This window comes from Halomonas pelophila, assembly GCF_040196315.1.
GTDB classification, from domain to species: Bacteria; Pseudomonadota; Gammaproteobacteria; order Pseudomonadales; family Halomonadaceae; genus Halomonas; species Halomonas pelophila.
Map to the genome: position 1 here is coordinate 47,300 of NZ_JBEGCI010000007.1, position 23,456 is coordinate 70,755.

The window sequence follows — 23,456 nt, forward strand, 5'->3', positions numbered from 1 at the left end:
ACGCACCTATCGTATACAAGAATCACGCATCGGCCTGGTGTTCCGCCCCCACGTCGAGGATCTTCAGGGTGTTGGTGCCGCCATGGGCGTTCATGTGATCGCCGCGGGTGAGGATCACGTGATCGCCGGGTACGGCGATGCCCTGCCCGACCAGTAGCGCCAGGGCGCGGTCGTTGAGCTCGGAGGCACTCATCTCGCTGGTGTCGAAGGGCAGCGAGACCACCCCGCGGTAGAGCGCCATGCGCCGCTGGGCGACCGGGTTATGGGCCAGGCCGATGATCGGCAGTCCCGAGCTGATCCGCGAGGCGATCAGCGGCGTGTAGCCCGAGGCGGTCATGCAGGCGATGGCGGCCACCCCGGCCAGGTGGTTGGCGGCGTACATCGCCGAGAGCGCGATGGTCTCGTCGATGCGGCTGAAGCCCTCGTGGATGCGGTGGCCGGACTCCTGGGCGCGACGCTCGCGCTCGGCGCCCAGGCACACCCGGTTCATCGCCTCGATGGTCTCCACCGGGAAGTCGCCGGCGGCGGTCTCGGCGGAGAGCATCACCGCGTCGGTGCCGTCGAGCACGGCGTTGGCCACGTCGAACACCTCGGCCCGGGTGGGCAGCGGCGATTCGATCATCGACTCCATCATCTGGGTGGCGGTGATCACCGCGCGGTTCAGGGTGCGGGCATGCTTGATGATGCGCTTCTGGGTGCCGATCAGCTTGGCGTCGCCGATCTCCACGCCGAGATCGCCGCGCGCCACCATCACCGCCTCGCTGGCGCGGATGATGCCATCCAGGGTCTCATCACTGGCCACGGCTTCCGCGCGCTCGAGCTTGGCCACCAGGCCGATCTCGGCCCCCGCCTCGCCGAGCAGCTCGCGGGCCTCGAGCATGTCGGCGGCGCTGCGCGGGAAGGAGATCGCCAGGTAGTCGACGCCGATATTGACGGCGGTCGCGAGGTCGGCGCGATCCTTGTCGGTCAGCGCCGGCGCAGAGAGGCCGCCGCCCTGCTTGTTGATGCCCTTGTTGTTGGAGAGCTTGCCGCCCACCACCACGCTGGTGTGGATCAGGTGGTCGACCACGCGATTGACGTCGAGCACCAGCCGGCCGTCGTCGAGCAGCAGGCGATCGCCCGGGGCGACGTCGTCGGCCAGGGTCTTGTAGTCGCAGCCGACCCGGGTGGCGTCGCCCTGGTCGCCGTCCAGGCCCATGTCGAGGATGAAGGACTGGCCTTCCTCGAGGGTCACCGCGCCCTCCTTGAAGCGGGCGATACGGATCTTGGGGCCCTGCAGGTCACCCAGGGCGGCGACGCTGCGCCCGAGGCGCGCGGCGATCTCGCGCACCCGCGACAGGCGCTGGCGGTGATCGTCGGCGGTGCCGTGGGAGAAGTTGAGGCGCACCACGTCGACGCCGGCGGCAAGCATCGCTTCGAGCACACCCTCCCGGTCGCTGGCGGGACCCAGGGTGGCGACGATCTTGGTGCGACGGATGGGGGCGTGAATCGGGGCGTGGGTCGGCAGCGTCATGAGGTCCTCGGCAGTACCAGGATGGCACGAAAATCGTTGACATTGGTGCGCGTCGGCCCGGTGACGATCAGGTCGTCCAGGGCCTCGAAGAAAGTATACGCGTCATTGCGTGACAGGTAGTCGTCGGGATCGAGTCCCGCCGCCTGCGCCCGGCCCCAATCCTCGGGGGAGCAGTGCGCGCCGGCGTTGTCCTCGGAGCCATCGATGCCGTCGGTATCCACGGCCACGGCGTGGATGCCGGGGGCGCCCTTGAGGGTCGCGAACAGCCCCAGCAGGTACTCGACGTTGCGCCCGCCGCGGCCGTCGCCCTCGACGGTCACGCTGGTCTCGCCGCCGGAGAGGATCAGCAGCGGCCGTTCGAGGCCGTCCTGGGCGGAGAGCGCCATGCGGCCCTGGGCGCGGCCCAGCGCGCGGGCCTCCCCTTCGAGATCGTCGCCGAGCAGGCGCACCTCGATGCCGTCGTGCTCGGCGGCGGCCTGCGCGGCCGCCAGGGCGTCCCGGGCACGGGCGAGGATCTCGCTCTCGTCCCGGGCGAAGCCGGCATCGTCGGGCCGGGGCGGAGTGGCCTGCCCCGTCAGGCACTGGCGCACGCCGTCGGAGACCTCGATGGCGTGGCGCTCGAGGATCGCCAGCGCCTCGGCCGGCCGGCTCGCGTCGGGCAGCGTCGGCCCGGAGGCGATCAGCGAGGCCTCGTCGCCGGGCACGTCGGAGATCAGCCAGGTCAGCACCCGGGCCGGGTGCGCGGCGGCCGCCAGGCGTCCGCCCTTGATGGCGGAGAGGTGGCGACGCACGGTATTGATCTCGCGAATCGGCGCGCCGCTTCGCAGCAGCGCCTTGTTGATCGCCTGCTTCTCGGCCAGGCTCACGCCGGGTGCCGGCAGGGTCATCAGCGACGAGCCGCCGCCGGAGACCAGCGCGATCACCAGGTCATCTTCCCCCAGGTCCTGCACGGCCTCGAGCATGCGGCGCGCCGCCTGCTCGCTCAGGTCGTCGGGCATCGGATGCGACGCCTCGAGGACCTCGATGCGCCGGCACTCGCTCTGCGGTCCCTGGGGGCCCTTCCCTTGTGGACCATGCCCGTAGCGGGTCACCACCAGGCCCTCGAGCGGCGCCTCGGGCTGATGGGCCTGCCAGCTACGCTCCAGGGCCGCGGCCATGGCGGCGGCGGCCTTGCCGGCGCCGACCACCAGGGTGCGCCCGCGGGGCGGCTCGGGGAGCCGGTCGGGCAGCAGGGTATCGGGATGCACGGCGGCGATCGCGGTATCCGCCAGCTGCCTGAGCCAGGCAGCTGGCGACTCGAGCGCGCCATGAGCGACCTGGGGGCTGAGTGTGTTCATGGGAGTCTCCTTCACGAAAAAGGCCCGGTGACGGGAGGGTACTTCAGGGGGAACCCACCACCGGGCAACGATCGCCAGCGGCGATCCGACAGGCGACGACCCGACGCCTGCCGTCAGGGAGCAGTCACCTCCCTGTCACCCGTCGGCCCACTATGACAGCCGACGGGCAGAGTTCACGACCTGTCGATGGACGTGCCGTTACTCAGTCCTGGCCGATCTCGTGGTTGGCCAGAGACTCCAGGGCCCGGACCATGCCGGCGTGATCCCAGTCGGCGCCATCGTGCGCGGCACAGGCCTGGAACAGCTGCTGGGCGTTGGCGGTGCCGGGCAGCGAGAGGTTGAGGGTACGCGCGCCTTCCAGCGCCAGGTTGAGATCCTTCTGGTGCAGCTTGACCTTGAAGCCCGGATCGAAGGTGCGCTTGATCATGCGCTCGCCGTGAACGTCGAGGATCTTCGACTGGGCAAGACCGCCGAGCAGCGACTCGCGCACCTTGGCCACGTCGGCGCCGGCCTTGGAGGCGAACAGCAGCCCCTCGGAGACCGCCTCGATGGTCAGGGCGACGACGATCTGGTTGGCCACCTTGCAGGTCTGGCCGGCGCCGTGTCCACCGATGTGGGTGATGGTCTTGCCCATCACCTCGAGGATCGGCGTGGCGCGCTGGAAGCCCTCCTCGGTGGCGCCGACCATGATGGTCAGCGCGGCGTTGATGGCGCCGCCCTCGCCGCCGGAAACCGGGGCGTCGACGTACTCGCCGCCGGCCTCGCTGACGCGCTTGGCGAACTCCTGGGTGGGAATCGGCGCGATGGAGCTCATGTCGATCACCAGGGTGCCGGGCTTGAGGCCCTCGATCACGCCGCCCTCACCGAACAGCACGGTCTCGACGTCCGGGGTGTCCGGGACCATGGTGATGATCACCTCAGAGGCCTCGGCGACCGCCTTGGGATCAGCGAGCGCCTGCATGCCCTTGGAGGCCAGGGTCTCGTCCAGGGTACCGCGCTTGACGGTGGTCAGCTCGTGGCCGGCGTCCAGCAGGTGGCCCGCCATGGGACGACCCATGATGCCCAGTCCAATAAAACCGATCTTGCTCATAATATCTCTCCTGTCACCTAGATGCGTGTCGTGGAATGTCGGGGTCCGGCTCAGCGTACGCCGTCCAGCCAGCCCAGGCCTTCCTGGGTGCCCGCCCGGGGCTTGTACTCGCAGCCGATCCAGCCGTCGTAGCCGAGGCGATCGAGGTGCGCGAACAGGAAGGGATAGTTGATCTCGCCGGTGCCCGGCTCGTGGCGGCCCGGGTTGTCGGCCAACTGCACGTGGGCGATGCGCGCGAGGTTCGCCTCGATGGTCGGGGCCAGATCCCCTTCCATGATCTGCATGTGATAGATGTCGTACTGCAGCTTGAGGTTGTTCGAGCCCACCTCGTCGAACAGCGCCAGGGCCTGGGCGGTGCGGTTGAGGAAGAAGCCCGGGATGTCGCGGGTATTGATCGGCTCGGCGATCAGCAGGATGCCCTCGGCCGCGAGCTTCTCGGCGGCGAAGCGCAGGTTCTCGACGAGGGTCTGGCGCGCCTGGTCATCGCTGACGCCCTCGGGCTGGATGCCGGCCAGGCAGTTGACCTGGGTATTGCCCAGCACCTTGGCGTAGGCGATCGCCTTGTCGACGCCCGAACGGAACTCCTCGACGCGGTCCGGATGGCAGGCGATGCCGCGCTCGCCCGCGCCCCAGTCGCCGGCCGGCAGGTTGAACAGCACCTGGGTCAGGCCGTTGTCATCGAGACGCTTTCTGATCTCGGCGGCCTCGAAGTCGTACGGGAAGAGGTACTCCACGCCCTTGAAGCCGGCCTTGGCGGCGGCCTCGAAGCGGTCGAGGAAGTCGACCTCGGTGAACAGCATGCTGAGATTGGCGGCAAACTTGGCCATGTGCATCTCCCTGTCTCTTTTCGTGTGTGTCGGCGGTCTTGCCGGAGCGCCCGCCGCCGGTCCCCACCGGCGGCGAGCCTAACGCTCCTTAACGCAGGGCGGCGATGGAGCTCGGGGCGTCGGCGACGTTCTCGGCCAGCGCCTCGAACTCGTTGATGCCGCCCAGGTCGGTGCCCATGGAGATGTTGGTCACCTTCTCGAGGATGACCTCGACCACCACCGGCACGCGATGCTCCTTCATCAGCTCGCGGGCCTCGGCGAAGGCCGGCGCGATCTGGTCGGGCTCGGTGACGCGGATCGCCTTGCAGCCCAGCCCCTCGACCACGGAGACGTGATCCACGCCGTAGCCGTTGATCTCCGGGCAGTTGATGTTCTCGAAGGCGAGCTGCACCTGGTAGTCCATCTCGAAGCCGCGCTGGGCCTGGCGGATCAGTCCCAGGTAGGAGTTGTTCACCACCACGTGGATGTAGGGCAGGTTGAACTGCGCCCCGACCGCCAGCTCCTCGATCATGAACTGGAAATCATAGTCGCCGGAGAGCGCGACGATATCGGTGTCCGGATCGGCGCGACGCACGCCCAGGGCGGCCGGAATGGTCCAGCCCAGCGGGCCCGCCTGGCCACAGTTGATCCAGTGGCGCGGCTTGTAGACGTGCAGGAACTGCGCGCCGGCGATCTGCGAGAGGCCGATGGTGCTGACGTAGCGGGTGTTCTTGCCGAACGCCTTGTTCATCTCCTCGTAGACGCGCTGCGGCTTGACCGGCACGTCGTCGAAGTGGGTCTTGCGCAGCAGGGTGCGCTTGCGCTCCTGGCACTCCTCGGCCCAGGCGCTGCGATCCTTGAGCTTGCCCTCGGCCTGCCACTCGCGGGCCACCTCGATGAACAGCTCGAGCGCCGCCTTGGCGTCGGAGACGATGCCATAGTCGGGGCCGAAGATGCGCCCGATCTGGGTCGGCTCGATGTCCACGTGAACGAACTTGCGATCCTTGGTGTAGGTCTCGAGCGTGCCGGTGTGGCGGTTCGCCCAGCGGTTGCCGATGCCCATCACGAAGTCGGACTCGAGCATGGTCGCGTTGCCGTAGCGGTGCGAGGTCTGCAGGCCGACCATGCCCGCCATCAGGCGGTGATCGTCGGGAATGGTGCCCCAGCCCATCAGGGTCGGGATCACCGGCACCCCGGTCAGCTCGGCGAACTCGGTGAGCAGGTCGGCGGCATCGGCGTTGATGATGCCGCCCCCGGCCACCAGCAGCGGCTTGTCGGCCTCGTTGAGCATGCCCAGCGCCTTCTCCACCTGGGCGCGGCTGGCGGCCGGCTTGTAGACCGGCAGCGGCTCATAGGTGTCCGGATCGAACTCGATCTCGGTCATCTGCACGTCGATGGGCAGGTCGAGCAGCACCGGGCCCGGACGCGCGCTGCGCATCAGGTGGAAGGCCTGCTGGAAGGCACGCGGCACCTGGGCGGCCTCCAGCACGGTGATAGCCCACTTGGTGACCGGGCCGGCGATGGCCTGGATGTCGACCGCCTGGAAATCTTCCTTGTGCAGCTTGCCGGTCGGTGCCTGGCCGGTGATGCACAGGATCGGGATGGAGTCCGCCGAGGCGGAGTAGAGCCCGGTGATCATGTCGGTGCCGGCCGGGCCGGAGGTACCGATGCACACACCGATGTTGCCCGGCTGGGTGCGGGTATAGCCCTCGGCCATGTGCGAGGCCCCCTCGACATGGCGCGCCAGCACGTGGTCGACGCCCCCGACCTTGCGCATCGCGGCGTAGAAGGGGTTGATGGCGGCGCCGGGCAAGCCGAAGGCGACATCGACGCCCTCCTTGCGCAGCACGTGAACGGCAGCTTCCGCGGCGGTCATGCGAGCCATGACGATTCCTCCAGTGGCGGGTTTTATTCTTTGGAAAATATTTCTGTATACAGAGACTAGGCGCCACTCCCGGGGTCCGTCAAGATTTTCTGGAAAACATTTCCAGCTTATTTTTTTGCCGAAAAAAAGCATTCCATATCAAAAGCTTGTGCAAATGGAAAAAATTCCCGCAAAAAACATCACGCGCTACCCCGCCCGCGGCGTCGCGAGCCGCCATGGCGGGAAATGTTCAGCGCATATGTATGCAATCCCGGGCCTTCCGCACGGCGCCTGGCGCCGCCGCCAGGAGGATCGCCGCACAGGCCGGAAGGGGGTGACGAATCGCCGCAAGCCGCCGGAGCGACGCGCTCTCAGGGCCGTTCGGGCCGGGGCGGTGCGAGGTCCCGGCAGTGCTCGAGGGCCAGATCGACGAAGGCGCGCGCCGCGGCGGTCTGATAGGCGCCCCGGCGCTGCAGCAGCACGGCCGTGCGAAAGAAAGAGGCCGGCTCGAGGGCCAGGGCCAGCAGGTCGTCGTGTTGCCGGACGATCGGCTCCGGCAACAGGGTGGCAAGCGACGTTCGGCGCACGATCTCGACCACCGCGCTGATCGAGTTGGCCTCCATCATCACCCGGGGATAGACGCCGTGCTGGCGACAGTAGCGATCGATGCGCTCGCGGGTGGCGAACTCGTCGTCGAGCAGGATCATCGGCTGGGCGTCGAGCTGGGAGAGCGCCATGCGCGCCTGCCCCGCCAGCGGATGGTCCCGTCCCACGCCCAGGGTCAGCGTCTCGACGAGCAACTCGGTCGCCTCGAGCTCGGCGGAGTGCACCTCGTCGAAGGCGATCCCCACGTCGATGCGGTCGTCGTTGATCAGCTCCTCCATGCGCTCCTGGGACATCTCGCTGACGCTCAGCGTGATCTCTGGATATCTCGCATGGAACGCCGCGAGCAGCGGACCCACCAGGTAGGCGGTGAAGGTCGGCGTGATCGCGAGGCGCAGGCTGCCCTCGCTGAGGTCGCCGACGTCGTGGATGGCGCGACGTCCCGCCTCGAGATCCTGGAGGGCGAGACGGGCGAAGCGCGCGTAGACCTCACCAGCATCGGTGAGGCGGATCGCGCGTCCGGAGCGGTCGAACAGCGGCGCCCCCAGGCGCTCCTCGAGCTGCTTGATCTGCTGGGAAAGCGCCGGCTGAGAGACGTGCAGGGCGGCGGCCGCCCGGGTGAAGCCCCGGTGCTCGGCGACGGCGAGGAAGTAGTGGATATGACGCAGCAGCATGGCGTAACCCATAATGAGTGCTTATGTGCATCATTATATATCGGTCTTTTACCTTATTAGTAGGCGGGCGTAGATTGCGCTGCATCGTAACGGCGCAGACGGAGCCCCCACCATGCAGGACATCATCGACGGTTTCTTGACCTTCCAGCGCGACGCCTTCCCGCAACGCGCCGCCCTGTTCCGGGACCTGGCCTCCCGACAGTCGCCCCGGGCACTGTTCATCTCCTGCTCCGACAGCCGCCTAGTCCCGGAGCTGGTCACCCAGCGCGAGCCCGGCGACCTGTTCGTGATCCGCAACGCCGGCAACATCGTGCCCTCCTACGGCCCGGAGCCCGGCGGCGTCTCCGCCGCGGTGGAGTATGCCGTGACGGCCCTGGGCGTGGCCGACATCGTGATCTGCGGCCACTCCGACTGCGGCGCCATGACGGCCATCGCCAGCTGCCAGTGCATGGAGCACATGCCCGCCGTCGACAAGTGGCTGCGCTACGCCGACTCCGCGCGGATCGTCAACCGGGCACGCCACTACGCCAGCGAGCGCGAGCGCGTCGATGCGCTGGTCCGCGAGAACGTGATCGCCCAGCTGGCCAACCTCAAGACGCACCCCTCGGTGCGCTTCGCCCTCGATGAGGGGCGCCTGGCGCTGCACGGCTGGGTCTACGACATCGCCTCGGGCCAGATCGATGCCCTCGACGGCCGCACCAATACCTTCGTTCCCCTCGCGGACCACACCCGGGTCCGCGCCACCCCCGAACAGCTGCCCGCAGCTGTCTGATCCATCCAAGGAGCCATCACCATGCTGCAATCCCAGAACCGTCAAGCCGCTCGTCAGGCACTCACCGACCGCGCGCTGATCGCCAAGGCCAGGAAGGACCTGTCGTTCGCCGAGATCACCGAGGGCACCGGACTGAGCGTGGCCTTCGTCACCGCCGCCCTGCTCGGCCAGCACCCGCTGCCCGCCGAGGCCGCCGAGGTCGTGGGCAAGACCCTCGAGCTCGACGCCGACGACGTGGCGCTGCTGCAGACCATCCCGCTGCGCGGCAGCCTCGAGGAAGCGATCCCCAGCGATCCGACCGTCTACCGCTTCTACGAAATGATTCAGGTCTACGGCACCACCCTCAAGGCCCTGGTGCACGAGGAGTTCGGTGACGGCATCATCAGCGCCATCAACTTCAAGCTCGATGTGAAGAAGGTGGAGGATCCCGAGGGCGGGTCGCGCGCGGTGATCACACTGGACGGCAAGTTCCTGCCCTACAAGCCGTTCTGAGCGGCCGGCCCCTCCCCGGCGACTCGCAAGGGGTCGTGAGGAGGACGCAATGAACCGCGGCGCCTGAAGGCGCCGCGGTTCGTTGCGTCGGGCAAGTAGAGAGTGGGTCGGCTCGAGCGCCGGCTAGTCCAGGGCCAGCGTGGCCTCGCCGATGCCGGCGAAGGCCAGCCGGGCCCGCTGGCCGGCGCGCATCTCCACCACGCCGTTGAAGGTGCCGGTGGTGATCACCTCGCCGGCCGCGATGCCCTGCCCCGTGGCCACCATGTGGTCGTTGATCATCTCCACCAGCAGCCGCGCCGGGTCGCCGCCAGGATGACCGCCCTGGCCTTCGAGCACCGGCTCGCCGTCGAGCTCGAGGCGGTAGGCGGCGTCGCACATCTGACCAAGATCCCCCGCCGGCGCCGCCTCGCCCAGCACGAAGGCGCCGTGGCTGAGCCCGTCGGCCAGCTGCCACAGCGCCGGCACCGCCGGCCACTCGACGAAACGGCTATCGACCAGCTCGATGGCCGCGTGCAGGCTCGCGACCCGTGGGGCGACCTCGTCGAGCCGATAGGGCGTCTCGCGGCAGGGCAAGGCCTCGCCCATCACCACGGCGAGCTCCGGCTCGAGGTAGACGCGATGGAAGGCGTCACGCGAGAAGCGCCCCGGCGAGGCCTGGCTCCACTCGGCGAAGAGCCGCGAGTAGCGCGGCGTCTCGCCCGGCACGATGCCGCCAAGCTTCCAGCCGCTGGGCGTGCCCAGCGCGGCGGATACCCGCGACTGCACGGCATAGGCCGTGCGCTCGTCCGCGAGGGCCAGATCCGAGGGCACCGGGATCATCGCCGCGGGGGGATAGGCCGCCAGCAGGCGCCGGGCGGCGTCATCGATCAGCTCATCTTGCGCCATCCTCAGAACCCCTTCGCCTGGCCCCGCGGCCGGGCGGGCGTGGGCTTGTCGCAGGTCAGGAAGCGACCGTGGCCGGCCGGCGCGGTGAAGGCCCCGTCGCGGCACACCGCCTGGCCGCGGGACAGCGTCAGCACCGGCTTGCCGGTGAGCGCCACGCCCTCGTAGGGGGTGTAGTCGACGGCATGGTGCAGGTCGGCGTTGCGGATGGTGGAGCGGGCGGCGGGATCCCACAGCGTCAGGTCGGCGTCGCTGCCGATGGCGATGGTGCCCTTCTGCGGATAGAGGCCGTAGATCTTCGCCGGGTTGGTCGCGGTCAGGGCCACGAAGCGCGTCGGGTCGATGCGCTCCTTGACCACCCCCTCGGAGAACAGGATCGAGAGGCGCGTCTCGAGCCCAGGGATGCCGTTGGGGATGTGCTCGAAGCTGGCCGATTCGCCGTGCAGCTTCTTGCCCTGGGCATCGTCGTAGCGAAACGGCGCGTGATCCGAGGAGAACACCTGGAAGACGCCGCTCTCGAGTGCCTGCCACACGGCCTCCTGGGCCGCCTTGTCGCGGGGCGGCGGGCTGCACACGCACTTGGCGCCCTCGAAGCCCTCCTTGTCCAGGTCGGAGGCGGTCAGCATCAGATACTGGGGGCAGGTCTCGCCGTAGACGCGCAGCCCGCGGCCCTGGGCCCAGCGGATCTGCTCGATCGCCTCGGGGCCGGAGACGTGCACGATCAAGAGCGGCACATCGATCAGCTCGGCCAGCGAGATGGCGCGGTGGGTGGCCTCGCGCTCGGCGATCGCCGAGTGGGCCACGCCGTGATAGAACGGCGAGGTCTGACCCTGGGCCTCGAGCAGCTCGGTCAGGTAGGCGATGCAGTCGGCGTTCTCGGCGTGGACCATGACCATGCCGCCCTCGCGGCGGGCCATGGCCAGCACGTTGAGCACCTCGCGATCGTTGAGCTTCAGGTCGTCGTAGGTCAGGTAGATCTTGAAGGAGCTGTAGCCCTCGTTGATCAGCGCCGGCAGCTCCTCCTTGAGCACCGTCTCGGTGGGGTCGGTGACGATCATGTGGAAGGCGTAGTCGATGAAGGCCTTGCCGTCGCTGCGCCGGTGATAGTCCTCCACGGCGGCGCGCAGGCTCTGGCCCTTCTGCTGGGCGGCGAAGGGGATCACCGTGGTGGTACCGCCGCAGGCCGCCGAGCGGGTGCCGGTCAGGAAGTCGTCGGCCATCACCGCGCCGTCGCCGAGCGGCTGGTCGAGGTGGCAGTGGGCGTCGATGCCGCCGGGCATCACCCAGAGCCCCTGGGCGTCGATGACCTCGTTGGCCTCGCCCAGCGCCTGGCCCAGGGCGACGATGCGCCCGTCCTTGATGCCGATATCGGCCGTGTAGCGATCGGCCGCGGTGATCAGCTGGCCGTTCTTGATGATGGTGTCGAAGCGTGACATGTCGCGTGCCTCGTCTGAAGTGTCGGAATGGGCCGGCGGGGCGCCGGCCGTTAAATGACGTCAGGGCCCTAGCCCATGGCCTCGGGCAGCCACAGCACCAGGCCCGGCCAGATGATGATCAGCGCCACGAAGGCCAGCATGATGGCGAGGAACGGCAGGCTGCCGATCATCACGTCGGAGATCGAGCCGCGTCCGCGCACGCCCTGCACCACGTAAAGGTTCATGCCGATCGGCGGGGTGATCAGCGAGATCTCCATCATGATCACCAGGAAGATGCCGAACCACACCGGGTCGAAGCCGAACTGCACCACCATCGGCACCACGATGGGCACGGTGGCGATCATCATCGACAGCGTCTCGAGGAAGCAGCCCAGCACCAGGTAGAAGATCACCAGCGCGAGGATCAGCCCCAGCGGCGAGAGCCCCAGGTCGGCGACCCACTGGGTCAGGGTATGGGGGATGCCGAGGATGCCGACGATGTAGTTGAGGAAGAAGGCCGCCACGATGATCAGCATGATCATCGCCGTGGTCCGCGCCATCGACAGGAAGCACTCGTGGAGCATGGTGAGCGTCAGCTTGCGATTGATCGCGGCCAGCAGCAGCGCGGCGACCACGCCGAGCGCGGCGGCCTCGGTGGGCGTGGCCCAGCCGCTGTAGATGCTGCCGATGACGATGGCGAAGACGAAGGCCGGCGGCAGCAGGTCCACCAGCGAGGCGAGCCGCGCGCGCAGCGGCACCCGCGGCTCGCGCTCGCCGGCGACCTCGGGGCGCAGCAGGCTGAACGCCATGATCGCCAGCATGAAGGCCCCGGCCAGCGCCAGCCCCGGCAGGATGCCGGCGATGAACAGCTTGCCGATGGAGGTGTTGGTGATCGCGCCGTAGATGATCATGTTGATGCTGGGCGGGATCAGGATGCCCAGCGTCGCCCCGGCGGCCAGGGTACCCAGCGCCAGGCGCTCGCTGTAGCCGCGCTCGGCGAAGGCCGGCAGCGCCACGGTGCCGATGGTGGCGGCGGTGGCGACCGACGATCCGGACATGGCGGCGAACACCGAGGAGGCGCCGATGTTGGTGTGCAGGAGCCCGCCGGGCATGCGGTTGAGCCATACCGACAGCGCGCTGTACATCCGCTCGGTAATCCCACTACGGAGGAGCAATTCCCCCAACAGGATAAACAGCGGGATGGCGGTGAGGATGAAGTCGTTGAGGGTTCCCCACAGGGTGTCGCCGAAGGAGTAGAGCAGCGGCGTGCCCAGGTACATCAGGGTGCCCAGGGCGGCGACCGAGAAGATCGCCACCGCCACGTGGATACCGGCCGCCATCATGCCCAGCATGATGCCAAAGCCGATCAGGACCTCGAATGCGCCGATCATGTCGCGTCTCCTCCCTGGGTGGCGGGGGTGGCGGAGGTGGCGGTCGTGGACACGCTGTCGCCGTAGTCATGCTGGGCCTCGTCCAGTTCATCCTGGGCGCTGCGCGGACCGTAATCCCGGTTGAGCGCACGCACGCGGCCGGTGACCAGCTGCGCCAGGGCGTGCAGGGCCAGCAGGCTGGTGAGCAGGGCGAAGACCCCCAGGCCGATCACCCACAGGCTCTGGGGAATCCACAGCGGGGTCTGCAGCGGGGTGCTGGCCAGGCTGCCGAACTCCAGGGTCTCGTGGAGGGTCTCGATCGCCCGCCACAGCATGAACAGCGAGAAGGCGGCGAGCATCAGCATCGCCGCGGCATTGAGCGGCGCCTGCAGCACGGCCGGCAACCGCGCCATCAGCACGTCGACCCGGGTGTGGGCACGGTGCAGCAGGGCGTAGGCGAAACTGAACGAGACGCCGATCGCCAGCACGTAGCCGCCGATCTCGTCGACGCCCTGCAGGGAGAAGTTGAAGAGCTTGCGCGCGATCACCTCGAAGGTGATCAACAGTGACAGGCCCAGCGCGGCGTAGCCGGCGGCCACGGCGGCGCCGTGGGCCAGGCTGCGGGCGAGCCAGTAGGGATTCCGGGATAGCATCGGGCACCTCCAGGGGCGCCCCGGCCGCGGCCGGGGCGCGGGTTGACGACGCTTACTGGATGCTCAGGCCGGAGGCCTCACCCACGGTGCGATTCCAGACCGCGGCGCAGTCGTCGTACTGCTTGCTGCAGGTCTCGGCCCACACCGGCAGCACCGCCTCGCTGGTGATCTGCTCGACGAGCTCGCGAGAGCTCGGATCGATCTCCACCAGGTCCATGTCGTAGGCCTCGTGGTTGGTGCAGCTCTCCTGGCCGGTGTTGCAGGCGATGGCGTCATCGTTGACGTCGGAGGCCAGCCCCCACATCTGTTCTTCCAGGCGCGCGAAGGCCTCGGTGAGTTCACGCTGCTGGTCCTCGCTGAAGCCGTTCCAGGTCTCGAGGTTCATGAAGTGCCCCTGCACCGAGTAGGCCAGCGGCAGCGGCACGAAGGTGTCGGTGACCTCCGGCCACTTGCCGTTGTTGCCGGCGGAGGGGGCGGTCACGCCGCAGTCGGCCACGCCGCGCTGCAGGGCCAGGTAGACCTCGCTGAACTGCAGCGTCACCGGGGTGGCGCCGAGGCCTTCCACCAGGCGCGACATGGAGGGGGTGAAGACGCGCACCTTCTTGCCGGCGAGGTCCTCGACGCCGTCGATGTCGCCGTTGCAGAACATCATCTGCGGGCCGAAGGGCCACAGCGTCATCAGCTTGGCATTGAAGCGCTCCTGCAGGCGCGCATCGAACGCCTCGCGTACCGCATCCACCGCCTCGCGCTGGGCATCCAGGCTCGGCGACACGCCGGCCAGGTCGATGCCCTCGAAGAACGGCTCGTCCCGGGAGGCCATGCCGATCTGCACCGACATCACGTCGAAGGCGCCGGAACGGATCAGGCGCAGGGCGTCGGCCGCCTCGACGCCGATGGCGTCCATGGGGTTGTAGACGACGGCCAGGTCGTCCCGGGCGTTCAGCTCATTGAAGAAGGGCCGCTCGACCTCCTCGACGTGCAGCTTGTTGCCGGAGAAGTTGCCGACGGTGCGCAGCATGGTCTCGGCCTGGGCCAGGCCGCCGAGCAGCAGGCCGCCGGCCAGCGATACGCCCAGCGCGATCTTCTTGGGGGTCATGGTTGGCATCGGGTCACCTCGTGATTGGGATTGTTGATGGTGGTCTTGCCGTGGAGGTCGGGGAGCGCTGCCGGCCTCACGCCGTCAGGCGCGGGTCCTGGAACAGCCCTCCCCAGCCGGTGATGCGGGCCGGATCGATCCCGGCCAGGGCCAGGGTCTTCCAGACCGTGACGCTGACCGAGTCGTAGATGGGAATGCCGAGCTCGCGCTCGAGTTCGGGCACGATGCCCGCGCCGCGCAGGTTGGTGCAGAGGATGGTGATGGCCTGGGGCTTCGCCTTGGCCACCTCGCGCACCATCTCGGCCAGGGTCGCCTCGTCGTACTCGGAGAAGGAGAAGTTGCCGCGATCGTTGAGGTGGCGCTCGGCGACCACCTCGATCCCCTCGGCCCGGTAGTTGGCGATGATCGCCGCCTGGATGTCGTCGAGATAGGGCGTTACCAGCCCGAGCCGGGTCACACCGGTGCGATCGAGCGCCTCGTTGAGCGCCAGCACGCTGGTGGTCGCCGGCGCCCCGGTCACCTCGGTGATGGCGGCGCACAGCCGGCGGTCGGCCTCGAAGCCCAGCCAGCTCGCCGAGGTGCCGTTCCAGGCGATGACGTCCATGCGGGCGTCGTTGAGCAGGCCGGCGGCCTCGAGCAGCGGGGCCGGGTCGAACTGCGCCAGCGCCTGGTCGCTCAGGGTGATCTCCTTGACCGTGAAGCGCTGGAAGTGGGCGGTCACCTCGGGCATCAGCTCGCCGAGCAGGGCCGCGGTATAGGGCTCCAGCACGGTATTGGAGGAGGGAGTGAGCATCCCGATCAGGGTGCGTGGCATGGGCAGGATCCTTGTTCTTATCGAGTGTTCTTGTCGGGCGTTGTTATCGGACGTGCTTTTCGGGTTTTTGGCGTGCTTTGAATTTTGAATTCAAAATACAGTATGCAAAGAGTCGCACAAGATCCAGATTTTGCAAGTACACTTTTCGGCAACCGGCGACGCGGCATCGCGTCGCCTTCCAACAGGAGATGTCCATGGACGACACCGCAGATGTGAAGGCCCCCGAGGCCCTCGCCGGCTCGGCGCCGCTTCGCCGCCTGTCGCTCTACGAGGTGGTGGCGGAGCAGCTTCGCGAGATGGTGCTGGAGGGCGAGCTGACGCCGGGCAGCCGGATCTCCGAGAAGCGCCTCTGCGAGTCCTTCGAGGTCTCGCGCACCCCGCTGCGCGAGGCCCTCAAGGTGCTGGCCAACGAGGGGCTCGTGGAGCTGCTGCCCAATCGCGGCGCCAAGGTGACCGAGGTGGATCCCCGAGAGGTGGCCGACCTGTTCGAGGTGATGGTGGAGCTGGAGGCGCTGTCCGGGCACCTGCTGGCGCGGCGCGCCAGCGACGCCGAGATCGCCGAGCTGCGCGCGCTGCACCACCAGATGCTGGATCACTATCGGCGCCAGGAGCGGGTCGAGTATTTCCGCCTCAACCAGCGGATCCATCGCCGGCTGGCCGAGATCTCGGGCAATGGCGTGCTGCTCGAGCTCGAGACGACGCTCAACCTCAAGATCACCCGCGCCCGCTACGCGGCCAACATGAAGCTCGGTCGCTGGGACGAGTCGGCCCGCGAACACGAACGCATCCTCGACGCCCTGGAGCGCCGCGACGGCGAGGCCCTGGCCAACGCCATGCGCGACCACATGCGCTATACCGGCGACGCGGTGCTCGAGGGCCTGGCGACGCGCTGAGCCCTGCCGGCGCTCGTCGGCCGTTGGCTTGGGTCACCCGAGCCATCGCCCTCACGCCCCATCGTCGCCTCGCCCCCTCGACCCATCGCCCCTCGACCCATCGCCCACCGAGGGTCGTCTGGTGCGCCGGGGGCCATCTCGGGCGAGTGATGCGGTCGCATGCCCGCCTTCGCCCAGCCGCCTACCCTGCCGCCTACCCGCCGCTGTCCCCTCGATCCGCACCCCACTGCCAACGGCACCCGCCCCGCGCAGGCCCGGCCCGCCGCTCCACGGAAAAGCATCCCGCGCTCGCATATTTTTAAAAATATAGTCAATTGATTTTATTGAATAAGTGAAAAAAACGTATTCTGTATTTTGAATTTTGAGAAACCCTGACCTATGGTTTCCCTGAGTCGTCGGCATGCCCCTGGGCACGCCCCGCTTCCTCCTCACTTGCCGCGAAGGATTTTCGGATGACAACAACAACGCGCAACGTTCGTTACACCACCCCCCTGCTGCTGGCCCTGGGCCTCGGCGCGCCGCTGATGGCCGGCGCCGACACCCTGCGCTTCGGTGGCAACTTCACCGACGATCACTCCAGCAGCCGCGCCATGGAGATCTTCCAGGAGCAGCTCGCCGAGCGTACCGACGGCGACCTGACCGCCCAGCTGTTCCCCAACATGCAGCTCGGTGGCGCCGGCGAGAACGTCGACCAGGTGAACTCGGGCGCCATCATGGGCACCTGGATCGGCATCTCCTACCTGTCGCGCACCGTGCCCGAACTCGAGGCGCTGAGCCTGCCCTTCGCCTTCGACAGCCGCGAGGACGCCTTCGCGCTGATCGACGGCGAGGTCGGCGAGCTGCTCGACGAGAAGCTCGCCGAGGCCGGTTTCACGGCCCTGGGCTACATGGAACTCGGCTTCCGCCACGTCACCAACAACGCCCACCCCCTCGAGACCGTGGAGGACTTCCAGGACCTCAAGATCCGCCTGCAGCCCAACCAGACCCACCTGGACACCTTCCGCGCCATCGGCGCCAACCCGGTCTCCATGGACATCAACGAGGTCTACGGGGCCCTGCAGCAGGGCGTGCTCGACGGCCAGGAGAATCCCTACAGCATCATCAGCACCAAGCGCCTCGACGAGGTACAGCAGTACCTCTCCGATACCGGCCACTTCTACGACTACATCGTGGTGGTCGCCAATCGCGACAAGTTCGAGGGACTGAGCGAGGACGAGCAGCAGGCGGTGCACGAGGCGATGGCCGAGGCGGTGGCTTGGCAGCGCGAGACCGCCGCCGAGGAGGACACGGCGGCCCGCGAGACGCTGATCGAGCGCGGCATGCAGTTCACCCCGATCAGCGACGAGACCCGCAGCGCGCTGCGTGACGCGAGCCAGGGCGTGGTCGATGACCTGCGCGACAAGATCGGCGCGGAGATCGTTGACCGGGTGCTCGAGGAGCTGGGGTCATGACACCCGCCTGGCACCGGCTGGAGGCGCATGCCTCCAGCCCGTTCACCCGACATTTCCTGCATGGCCTGGCGCTGCTGGATCGCACCTCCTACTTCGCCATCCTGCTGGCCATGACCCTGATGACCGTGCTGGTCTCGGCCCAGGTCTTCGCCCGCTACGTGCTCGGCACCTCCATCGACTCCGCCGATGAGCTGTCGCGCCTGTGCTTCGTGTGGGCGATCTTCCTGGCCATTCCCCACGGCATCAAGGTCGGCATCCACGTCGGCATCGACGCCCTGGTCAGCCTGCTGCCGAAGACCTTGCAGGACGCGCTGGCCCGCCTGATGGCGCTGATCGGCGCCGCGCTGATGGCGGTCCTCGCCTGGATCAGCGTCGGCGCGGTGGCCGACAAGTGGCAGGAGATGATGCCGACCCTGCCGATCACCGCCGCCGTCTTCTACATCGCCGTGCTGATCTGTGCCGTCCACTGCTGCCTGCACCTGATCGCCCAGGCCTGCCGGCTGGAGCCGCTGCCCAGCGCCCCGCCCGGTCGTCAAGGAGGGAGCGCCTCATGACCCCCGCCATCATCTTCACCTTCATGGGCTTCGCCCTGCTGCGCATGCCGCTGGCCTTCGCCCTGGGCCTGGCCTCGCTGGTCGGCCTCTACGTCGGCGGCATGGACTTCTCGGTGATGCCCCAGCGCATGATGCACTCGGTCAACAGCTTCCCGCTGATGGCCATCCCGCTGTTCATGCTGGCCGGCGAGCTGATGGTTGCCGCCGGCATCCTGCAGCGCCTGGTCGACTTCGCCAACTCGCTGATCGGTCGCGTCCACGGCGGCCTGGCCCACGTCGCCATCGTCGCCGGCATGGTGCTGGCCGCGGTCAGCGGCGCCGCGGTGGCCAGCGCCAGTGCCCTGGGCAGCTCGCTGGTGCCCTCCATGCGCCAGCAGTACGACACCGGCTACAGCAGCGCCGTGGTGGCCTCGGCCGCCAACCTGGGCGCCATCATCCCGCCCAGCAACGCCATGATCATCTACGCCCTGATGGCCGGCTCCTCGGTCTCGGTGGGCGGGCTGTTCATGGCCGGCGTGATCCCCGGCGTGATCCTGGCGCTGGGCTTCATGGGCCTGGCGAGCTTCCTGTCGATGCGCCGCGGCTATCCGCTGGTCGGCGGCGTGGTGGGGCTGCGCCACGTGCTGGTGCAGACCTGGCGTGCCCTGCCGATCCTGCTGATGCCCATCGTGGTGGTCGGCGGCATCGTCGCCGGCGCCTTCACCCCCACCGAGGGGGCCGCCATCGCCGTGGTCTATGCGCTGCTGATCGGCTTCTTCGTGACCCGCCAGCTGCGCCTCTCGGACCTGCCCAAGGCGATGTTCAACGCCGCGGTGACCGCCGCCATGGTGGGCGCGCTGATCGCCTTCGCCTCGACCATGACCTTCGCCTTCACCATCGACCTGATCCCGATGCAGCTCACCAACTGGATCCAGGGGCTCACCGACGACCCGCTGATGTTCCTGCTGCTGGTCATGGCGCTGCTGATCGGCGTGGGCATGTTCATCGAGTCCAACGCCGCCTACATCATGCTGGTTCCGCTGCTGGCTCCCATCGCGCTGGCCTACGGCGTCGACCCGCTGCTGTTCGGCTTCCTGTTCGTGATGAACCTGGTGGTCGGGATGATGACGCCGCCGGTGGGCGTGCTGCTGTTCGTGATGTGCGGCATCTCCAACATCAGCCTCAACGAGCTGATGAAGAGTGCCTGGCCGTTCATCCTCTTCCAGTACGCCGTGCTGATCGCCTGCATCGCCTTCCCCGGCATCGTCACCTGGCTGCCCCGCACCCTGGGCTACTGACGGAACCCGACCATAACGAGAACCCCGCGCCGCCCGCCCTCACGGGCGGGTTGCGAGGGCCCCTGCGCCCAGAGCGCGGCATCGACACCCGAACACGAGAGCACGCCATGAAACTCCTGGTCATCAACCCCAACATCTCCACCGACGTGACCCGCCTGATCGAGGCCGAGGCGCGGCGCAGCACCCGCCCCGGCACCGAGCTGACCCTGGCCACCGCGCCCTTCGGCGTGGCCTACATCGAGACCCGGGCCGAGTCCCAGGTCGGCGGCTATGCGGCCATGCAGGTCGCCGCCGAGGCCCATGCCGGCCACGACGCCGTGGTGGTCGCCGCCTTCGGCGACCCCGGGCTTGCCGCACTGCGCGAGATCCTGCCCATCCCGGTGGTCGGCATGACCGAGGCCGCCCTGGTCACCGCCTGTCAGCAGGGCAGCCGCTTCTCGGTGATCGCCATCTCCCAGCGCATCCAGGCCTGGTACCGCGAGACCATCGCCAACTACGGCTTCGCCGACCGTTTAGCCAGCATCCGTGCCCTGGACGAGCCGCTAGCCCACATCGGCCGCGTCCAGGAGGATCAGGGCGATCGCCTGGTGGCGCTGGCCGAGCGGGCGGTGGCCGATGACGGCGCCGACGTGCTGATACTGGCCGGTGCGCCGCTGGCGGGCCTCGCCCGCACGGTGGCGCATCGCCTGCCGGTGCCGGCCCTGGACGGGGTGACCTGCGCTCTGCACCAGGCCCAGGCGATGGTCGACCTGGCCCCCACCGCGCCCCGCGGCGGCAGCTTCGCCGTGCCGCCCAGCAAGGACTGCCAGGGCCTGGGCGAGGCCCTCTCGCGGCTGGTCGGCCGCCAGCCGCTGGCCACCACCCGGGCCTGAGAACGAGCAATGCGGGCCGCCGGGGAACCCCCGGCGGCCTTCCCGCCCCGCCATGACGCGCCCTATACTGAGCCCATTCGCCCGACGGGCTTGTTCCTGCTCACCGCTCCTGCCCCTCCAAGGAGGCCCTGCCCATGACCATGGACAGCGATGCCGTCCCCGCATCCGACATCGCCGACTCGCCGCCCGGCCGACGCCGCATCCAGACCACCTCGCTGGCCCAGGAGGCCTACGAGGTGCTGCAGCGCATGATCGTGCGCGGCGAACTGGCCCCCGGCGAGCGCATCGCCGAACCGGCGCTCTGCGAGCAGCTGGGCATCTCCCGCACGCCGCTGCGCGAGGCGCTGCGCATGCTGGCCAGCGACGGCCTGATCGCCACCCGGCGCAACCGCAACGCCGTGGTCACGCTGATCGACCCCCGCGAGCTCGAGCACCTGTTCGAGGTCGAGGCCGGCATCGAGAGCCTGGCCGTGAGCCTGGCCGCCGAGCGCATGACCAACACCGAGCTCAAGCAGCTGGAGGCCCTGCAGGAGCGCCTGGAGAAGCTCCATGAGAAGGGCGACCGCGACGGCTACTTCGCGCTCAACCAGCGGATCCACGCCCTGCTGGTGGCCGGCGCCAAGAACCCGGTCCTGGAGGAGACCCACCGGCGGCTGCTCGGCCGCCTGGAGCGCGCCCGCTACCTGGCGCTGGATCGTATCGGCCGCTGGCAGGAGTCCACCGATGAGCACCGCGCCATCCTCGAGGCCCTGAAGGCCCGCGACGGCGAGCGGGCGCGGCGCCTGCTCGCCGATCACGTCCAGCACACCGGCGAGTCGATCACCGACATCAATCGCGGCTGAGACCTGACCGCCGCGTCGGCATCCGCCTGGGCCCTCCCTGCGCGGCCCCTTGTCAGCGGTTCGATGGTTAAGGCGACTCGCCGCCAATGGCCTCGACCCCCGCCCTGGCGCAGGCTTCGTCGATCGCCGCCGACGGCGCTCCGCCGACGCCGATGCCGCCGATCAGTGCCCCCTCGATGCGAATCGGCAGCCCCCCACCGAGGATCACCATGCGTGCGTCCATGTCGCGCAGACCGTCGAACTCGCGATGCTCCTTGAGAAACTCGGCGAAGGCCTGGGTCTCGCGGCCCAGGCTGGCGGCGGCAAAGGCCTTGCCGGTGCTGCTGTTGACCGTGTGCGGCCCCGAGCCATCCGCCTTGATCAGCACCTTGGTGGCGCCGCCGCGCTCGACGACAGCCACGCTGACCCGCTCGCCCTCGCCCAGACAGTGCGTCATGGCGGCATTGGCAGCCTGCTGCGCCATCTCCAGAGGCAGGTAGGGCATCGTCGGCAACGAGGCCGCGAAAGCGGACAGCGGAAGCAGTGCCACGGCGACGGCAAGGGGGGAAGCCAGGCGTGAGAAACGAAAGGACGTCATGGGAAACTCCCTGTTACGTGTCTGTGGTGATCCGGTCGGGACAGTCCGCGTCTGCTGGCCTGCTGTCAGGTCGGTGCGGGCGTTCCTAGAGCATAGCGAGGCCGATCACGCCCGGCACACCGGCGAATCCATCACCGAGATCGACCGCCAGTACTGAGCGCAGCCCTGAAACGCCGACACCCGCCTATTGGCGGGTGTCGGCGTGTGGCGTGGCCGTGGGTCGCCTCAGCGGCGCTGGCTGTAGGGCAGCGCCATGTGGCGGTTGACGTCCTTGTAGAGCAGGTAGCGGAAGGGCCCCGGGCCGCCCGCGTAGCAGGCCTGCGGGCAGAAGGCGCGCAGCCACATGTAGTCGCCGGCCTCGACCTCGACCCACTGCTGGTTGAGGTGGTAGACCGCCTTGCCCTCGAGCACGTAGAGGCCGTGCTCCATGACGTGGGTCTCGTCGAAGGGGATCACGCCGCCGGGCTGGAAGGTGACGATGGTCACGTGCATGTCGTGGCGCAGGTCGTCCGGGTCGACGAAGCGGGTGGTCGCCCACACCTCGTTGCAGTCCGGCATCACCGAGGGCGCGATGTCGTTCTCGTTGACCACGAAGGCCTCGGGCACGTCGATGCCGTCGACGTATTCGTAGGCCTTGCGGATCCAGTGGAAGCGCACCGGGGCGTCGGCCTCGTTGCGCAGCTGCCAGTCGCTGCCGGGCGGCAGGAAGGCGTAGCCGCCAGGCACCATGCGGTGCTTCTCGCCTTCGATGGTCAGCGTCATCTCGCCGTCCACCACGAACAGCACGCCCTCGGCGCCGGCGTCGGTCTCGGGACGCTCGCTGCCGCCGCCCGGGGAGACCTCCATGATGTACTGGGAGAAGGTCTCGGCGAAGCCGGACAGCGGACGCGACAGCACCCACAGCCGGGTCTTCTCCCAGTGGGGCAGCTTGCTGGTGACGATGTCGCGATACACGCCCTTGGGAATCACCGCGAAGGCCTCGGTGAACATGGCGCGGTCGGTGGTCATCACCTTCTGGCTCGGGTGACCGCCCGTTGGCGCGTAGTACTGACGCGGCTGACTCATGAAGTGGACTCCTGTTCGCTACTGGTCGGCGCGACGGCCTCGCCTTGCGGCAGGGTCACGCGGATGTCGATGGGGTGCTCGTCGCAGTTGTTGCCTTCGCCGCCGCGGTCGACCACCAGGAACTCGCCCTCGCGCTCGAGCACCGACTGGATGGCGTGCCAGGTGCCGGCGCGGTAGTTGACGCCCTGGCGACCGTCGGTGACGAAGGCGCGCACGTCACTCGGCTCGATGGTCTCGCCGGGCGGCGCCACCACCACGATGAAGCGCTCCTCATGCATCGGCACGAAGGCCTGGCTGCCCTGGGGATGGCGCTCGAGAAACGGCAGCTCGAGGGGCGCCTGGACCGGCTGGCTGACGAAGATGCTGATCAACGTATGGGCCTGCTCGCCGAGGGTCTCGACCCGGGCCAGGTCGTGGTAGCGCCGGGTGCGGCCGGCGTTGATATGGAAGTAGTCGGACGTGCGCGTATCGATCACGTCGCCGAAGGGCGCGAAGGCCTCCGGGGTGAGGGGCTGGGCCTCGAGTTCAAGCATGACGGCTCCTG

General features: G+C 68.5%; 23 protein-coding genes. 8 read left to right on the forward strand and 15 right to left on the reverse strand.

All coding sequences use genetic code 11. From position 1 onward, the window contains the following. Positions 1–22: 22 nt before the first annotated feature. The 6 genes from pyk to cynR form a co-directional block, all read right to left on the reverse strand. Positions 23–1,513, reverse strand: a complete 1,491-nt coding sequence (pyk, locus tag ABE957_RS09460) for a pyruvate kinase (protein ID WP_349758426.1) — start codon at positions 1,511–1,513, stop codon at positions 23–25. Beyond that, positions 1,510–2,850, reverse strand: coding sequence for a glycerate kinase type-2 family protein (locus ABE957_RS09465; RefSeq protein WP_349758428.1), 1,341 nt, complete (start codon positions 2,848–2,850; stop codon positions 1,510–1,512). The genes pyk and ABE957_RS09465 overlap by 4 nt, the downstream gene beginning before the upstream one ends. Before the next feature lie 202 nt (positions 2,851–3,052). Next, positions 3,053–3,940, reverse strand: a complete 888-nt coding sequence (locus tag ABE957_RS09470; protein ID WP_349758429.1) for a 2-hydroxy-3-oxopropionate reductase — start codon at positions 3,938–3,940, stop codon at positions 3,053–3,055. A 50-nt stretch (positions 3,941–3,990) separates the two neighbouring features. Next, positions 3,991–4,767: a hydroxypyruvate isomerase gene (gene hyi / locus ABE957_RS09475; protein WP_349758430.1), complete on the reverse strand. Its 777-nt coding sequence runs from the start codon at positions 4,765–4,767 to the stop codon at positions 3,991–3,993. A gap of 88 nt (positions 4,768–4,855) precedes the next feature. Continuing rightward, positions 4,856–6,631 carry a glyoxylate carboligase gene (gene gcl / locus ABE957_RS09480; protein WP_349758431.1) on the reverse strand — a complete coding sequence of 592 codons (1,776 nt, stop codon included), beginning with the start codon at positions 6,629–6,631 and terminating at the stop codon, positions 4,856–4,858. Between the two features lie 350 nt (positions 6,632–6,981). Further along, positions 6,982–7,887: a transcriptional regulator CynR gene (gene cynR / locus ABE957_RS09485; RefSeq protein ID WP_349758432.1), complete on the reverse strand. Its 906-nt coding sequence runs from the start codon at positions 7,885–7,887 to the stop codon at positions 6,982–6,984. A 112-nt stretch (positions 7,888–7,999) separates the two neighbouring features. Between cynR and ABE957_RS09490 the strand changes: the two genes are divergently transcribed. After that, the gene (locus tag ABE957_RS09490; RefSeq protein ID WP_349758433.1) at positions 8,000–8,659 is read left to right on the forward strand and encodes a carbonic anhydrase; all 660 of its coding nucleotides are present in this window, start codon (positions 8,000–8,002) and stop codon (positions 8,657–8,659) included. A 21-nt stretch (positions 8,660–8,680) separates the two neighbouring features. Next, positions 8,681–9,151 (forward strand): cyanase, encoded by a 471-nt coding sequence (gene cynS / locus ABE957_RS09495; RefSeq protein ID WP_349758434.1) that lies wholly within the window; start codon positions 8,681–8,683, stop codon positions 9,149–9,151. A gap of 123 nt (positions 9,152–9,274) precedes the next feature. On the opposite strand, the gene ABE957_RS09500 is transcribed toward cynS, so the two are convergent. The 6 genes from ABE957_RS09500 to ABE957_RS09525 all read right to left on the reverse strand — a co-directional run bounded on the left by ABE957_RS09500 (position 9,275) and on the right by ABE957_RS09525 (position 15,381). Continuing rightward, complete coding sequence (locus ABE957_RS09500) at positions 9,275–10,036, reverse strand: 2-keto-4-pentenoate hydratase (RefSeq protein ID WP_349758435.1); 762 nt, start codon at positions 10,034–10,036, stop codon at positions 9,275–9,277. A 2-nt stretch (positions 10,037–10,038) separates the two neighbouring features. Then, positions 10,039–11,469, reverse strand: a complete 1,431-nt coding sequence (hydA, locus tag ABE957_RS09505) for a dihydropyrimidinase (protein ID WP_349758436.1) — start codon at positions 11,467–11,469, stop codon at positions 10,039–10,041. Between the two features lie 68 nt (positions 11,470–11,537). Continuing rightward, on the reverse strand, positions 11,538–12,839 hold the full coding sequence (locus ABE957_RS09510; RefSeq protein WP_315586331.1) for a TRAP transporter large permease: 1,302 nt from the start codon (positions 12,837–12,839) through the stop codon (positions 11,538–11,540). Continuing rightward, positions 12,836–13,471 (reverse strand): TRAP transporter small permease subunit, encoded by a 636-nt coding sequence (locus ABE957_RS09515; protein WP_349758437.1) that lies wholly within the window; start codon positions 13,469–13,471, stop codon positions 12,836–12,838. The genes ABE957_RS09510 and ABE957_RS09515 overlap by 4 nt, the downstream gene beginning before the upstream one ends. A 52-nt stretch (positions 13,472–13,523) precedes the next feature. Next, positions 13,524–14,576 (reverse strand): TRAP transporter substrate-binding protein, encoded by a 1,053-nt coding sequence (locus ABE957_RS09520; RefSeq protein ID WP_349758438.1) that lies wholly within the window; start codon positions 14,574–14,576, stop codon positions 13,524–13,526. Positions 14,577–14,643: 67 nt separating this feature from the next. Further along, the gene (locus ABE957_RS09525) at positions 14,644–15,381 is read right to left on the reverse strand and encodes a maleate cis-trans isomerase family protein (RefSeq protein WP_349758439.1); all 738 of its coding nucleotides are present in this window, start codon (positions 15,379–15,381) and stop codon (positions 14,644–14,646) included. Between the two features lie 194 nt (positions 15,382–15,575). Here ABE957_RS09525 and ABE957_RS09530 point away from each other — a divergent pair, with 194 nt between their 5' ends. From ABE957_RS09530 to ABE957_RS09555, 6 genes are all read left to right on the forward strand, one after another. Beyond that, positions 15,576–16,274, forward strand: coding sequence for a GntR family transcriptional regulator (locus ABE957_RS09530; protein ID WP_349758440.1), 699 nt, complete (start codon positions 15,576–15,578; stop codon positions 16,272–16,274). A 452-nt stretch (positions 16,275–16,726) separates the two neighbouring features. Beyond that, positions 16,727–17,725 (forward strand): TRAP transporter substrate-binding protein, encoded by a 999-nt coding sequence (locus tag ABE957_RS09535; RefSeq protein WP_349758441.1) that lies wholly within the window; start codon positions 16,727–16,729, stop codon positions 17,723–17,725. Beyond that, positions 17,722–18,279: a TRAP transporter small permease gene (locus ABE957_RS09540; protein WP_349758442.1), complete on the forward strand. Its 558-nt coding sequence runs from the start codon at positions 17,722–17,724 to the stop codon at positions 18,277–18,279. Before ABE957_RS09535 ends, ABE957_RS09540 begins: the two co-directional genes overlap by 4 nt. Beyond that, positions 18,276–19,556, forward strand: a complete 1,281-nt coding sequence (locus tag ABE957_RS09545) for a TRAP transporter large permease (protein WP_349758443.1) — start codon at positions 18,276–18,278, stop codon at positions 19,554–19,556. Before ABE957_RS09540 ends, ABE957_RS09545 begins: the two co-directional genes overlap by 4 nt. Positions 19,557–19,663: 107 nt before the next feature. Further along, entirely contained in the window at positions 19,664–20,428 is a 765-nt protein-coding gene (locus ABE957_RS09550; RefSeq protein WP_349758444.1) for an aspartate/glutamate racemase family protein, read from the forward strand. Between the two features lie 134 nt (positions 20,429–20,562). Then, positions 20,563–21,270, forward strand: coding sequence for a GntR family transcriptional regulator (locus ABE957_RS09555; RefSeq protein ID WP_349758445.1), 708 nt, complete (start codon positions 20,563–20,565; stop codon positions 21,268–21,270). Positions 21,271–21,337: 67 nt separating this feature from the next. Here the strand turns inward: ABE957_RS09555 and ABE957_RS09560 are convergent, their stop codons facing one another. The 3 genes from ABE957_RS09560 to ABE957_RS09570 all read right to left on the reverse strand — a co-directional run bounded on the left by ABE957_RS09560 (position 21,338) and on the right by ABE957_RS09570 (position 23,445). Then, a complete protein-coding gene (locus ABE957_RS09560; protein WP_349758447.1) occupies positions 21,338–21,847 on the reverse strand; it encodes a GlcG/HbpS family heme-binding protein in 510 nt (169 codons plus the stop codon). A 225-nt stretch (positions 21,848–22,072) separates the two neighbouring features. Continuing rightward, the gene (locus tag ABE957_RS09565; protein WP_349758448.1) at positions 22,073–22,912 is read right to left on the reverse strand and encodes a bifunctional allantoicase/(S)-ureidoglycine aminohydrolase; all 840 of its coding nucleotides are present in this window, start codon (positions 22,910–22,912) and stop codon (positions 22,073–22,075) included. Continuing rightward, on the reverse strand, positions 22,909–23,445 hold the full coding sequence (locus ABE957_RS09570) for an ureidoglycolate lyase (RefSeq protein ID WP_349758449.1): 537 nt from the start codon (positions 23,443–23,445) through the stop codon (positions 22,909–22,911). Before ABE957_RS09570 ends, ABE957_RS09565 begins: the two co-directional genes overlap by 4 nt. Between the last annotated feature and the right edge of the window lie 11 nt (positions 23,446–23,456).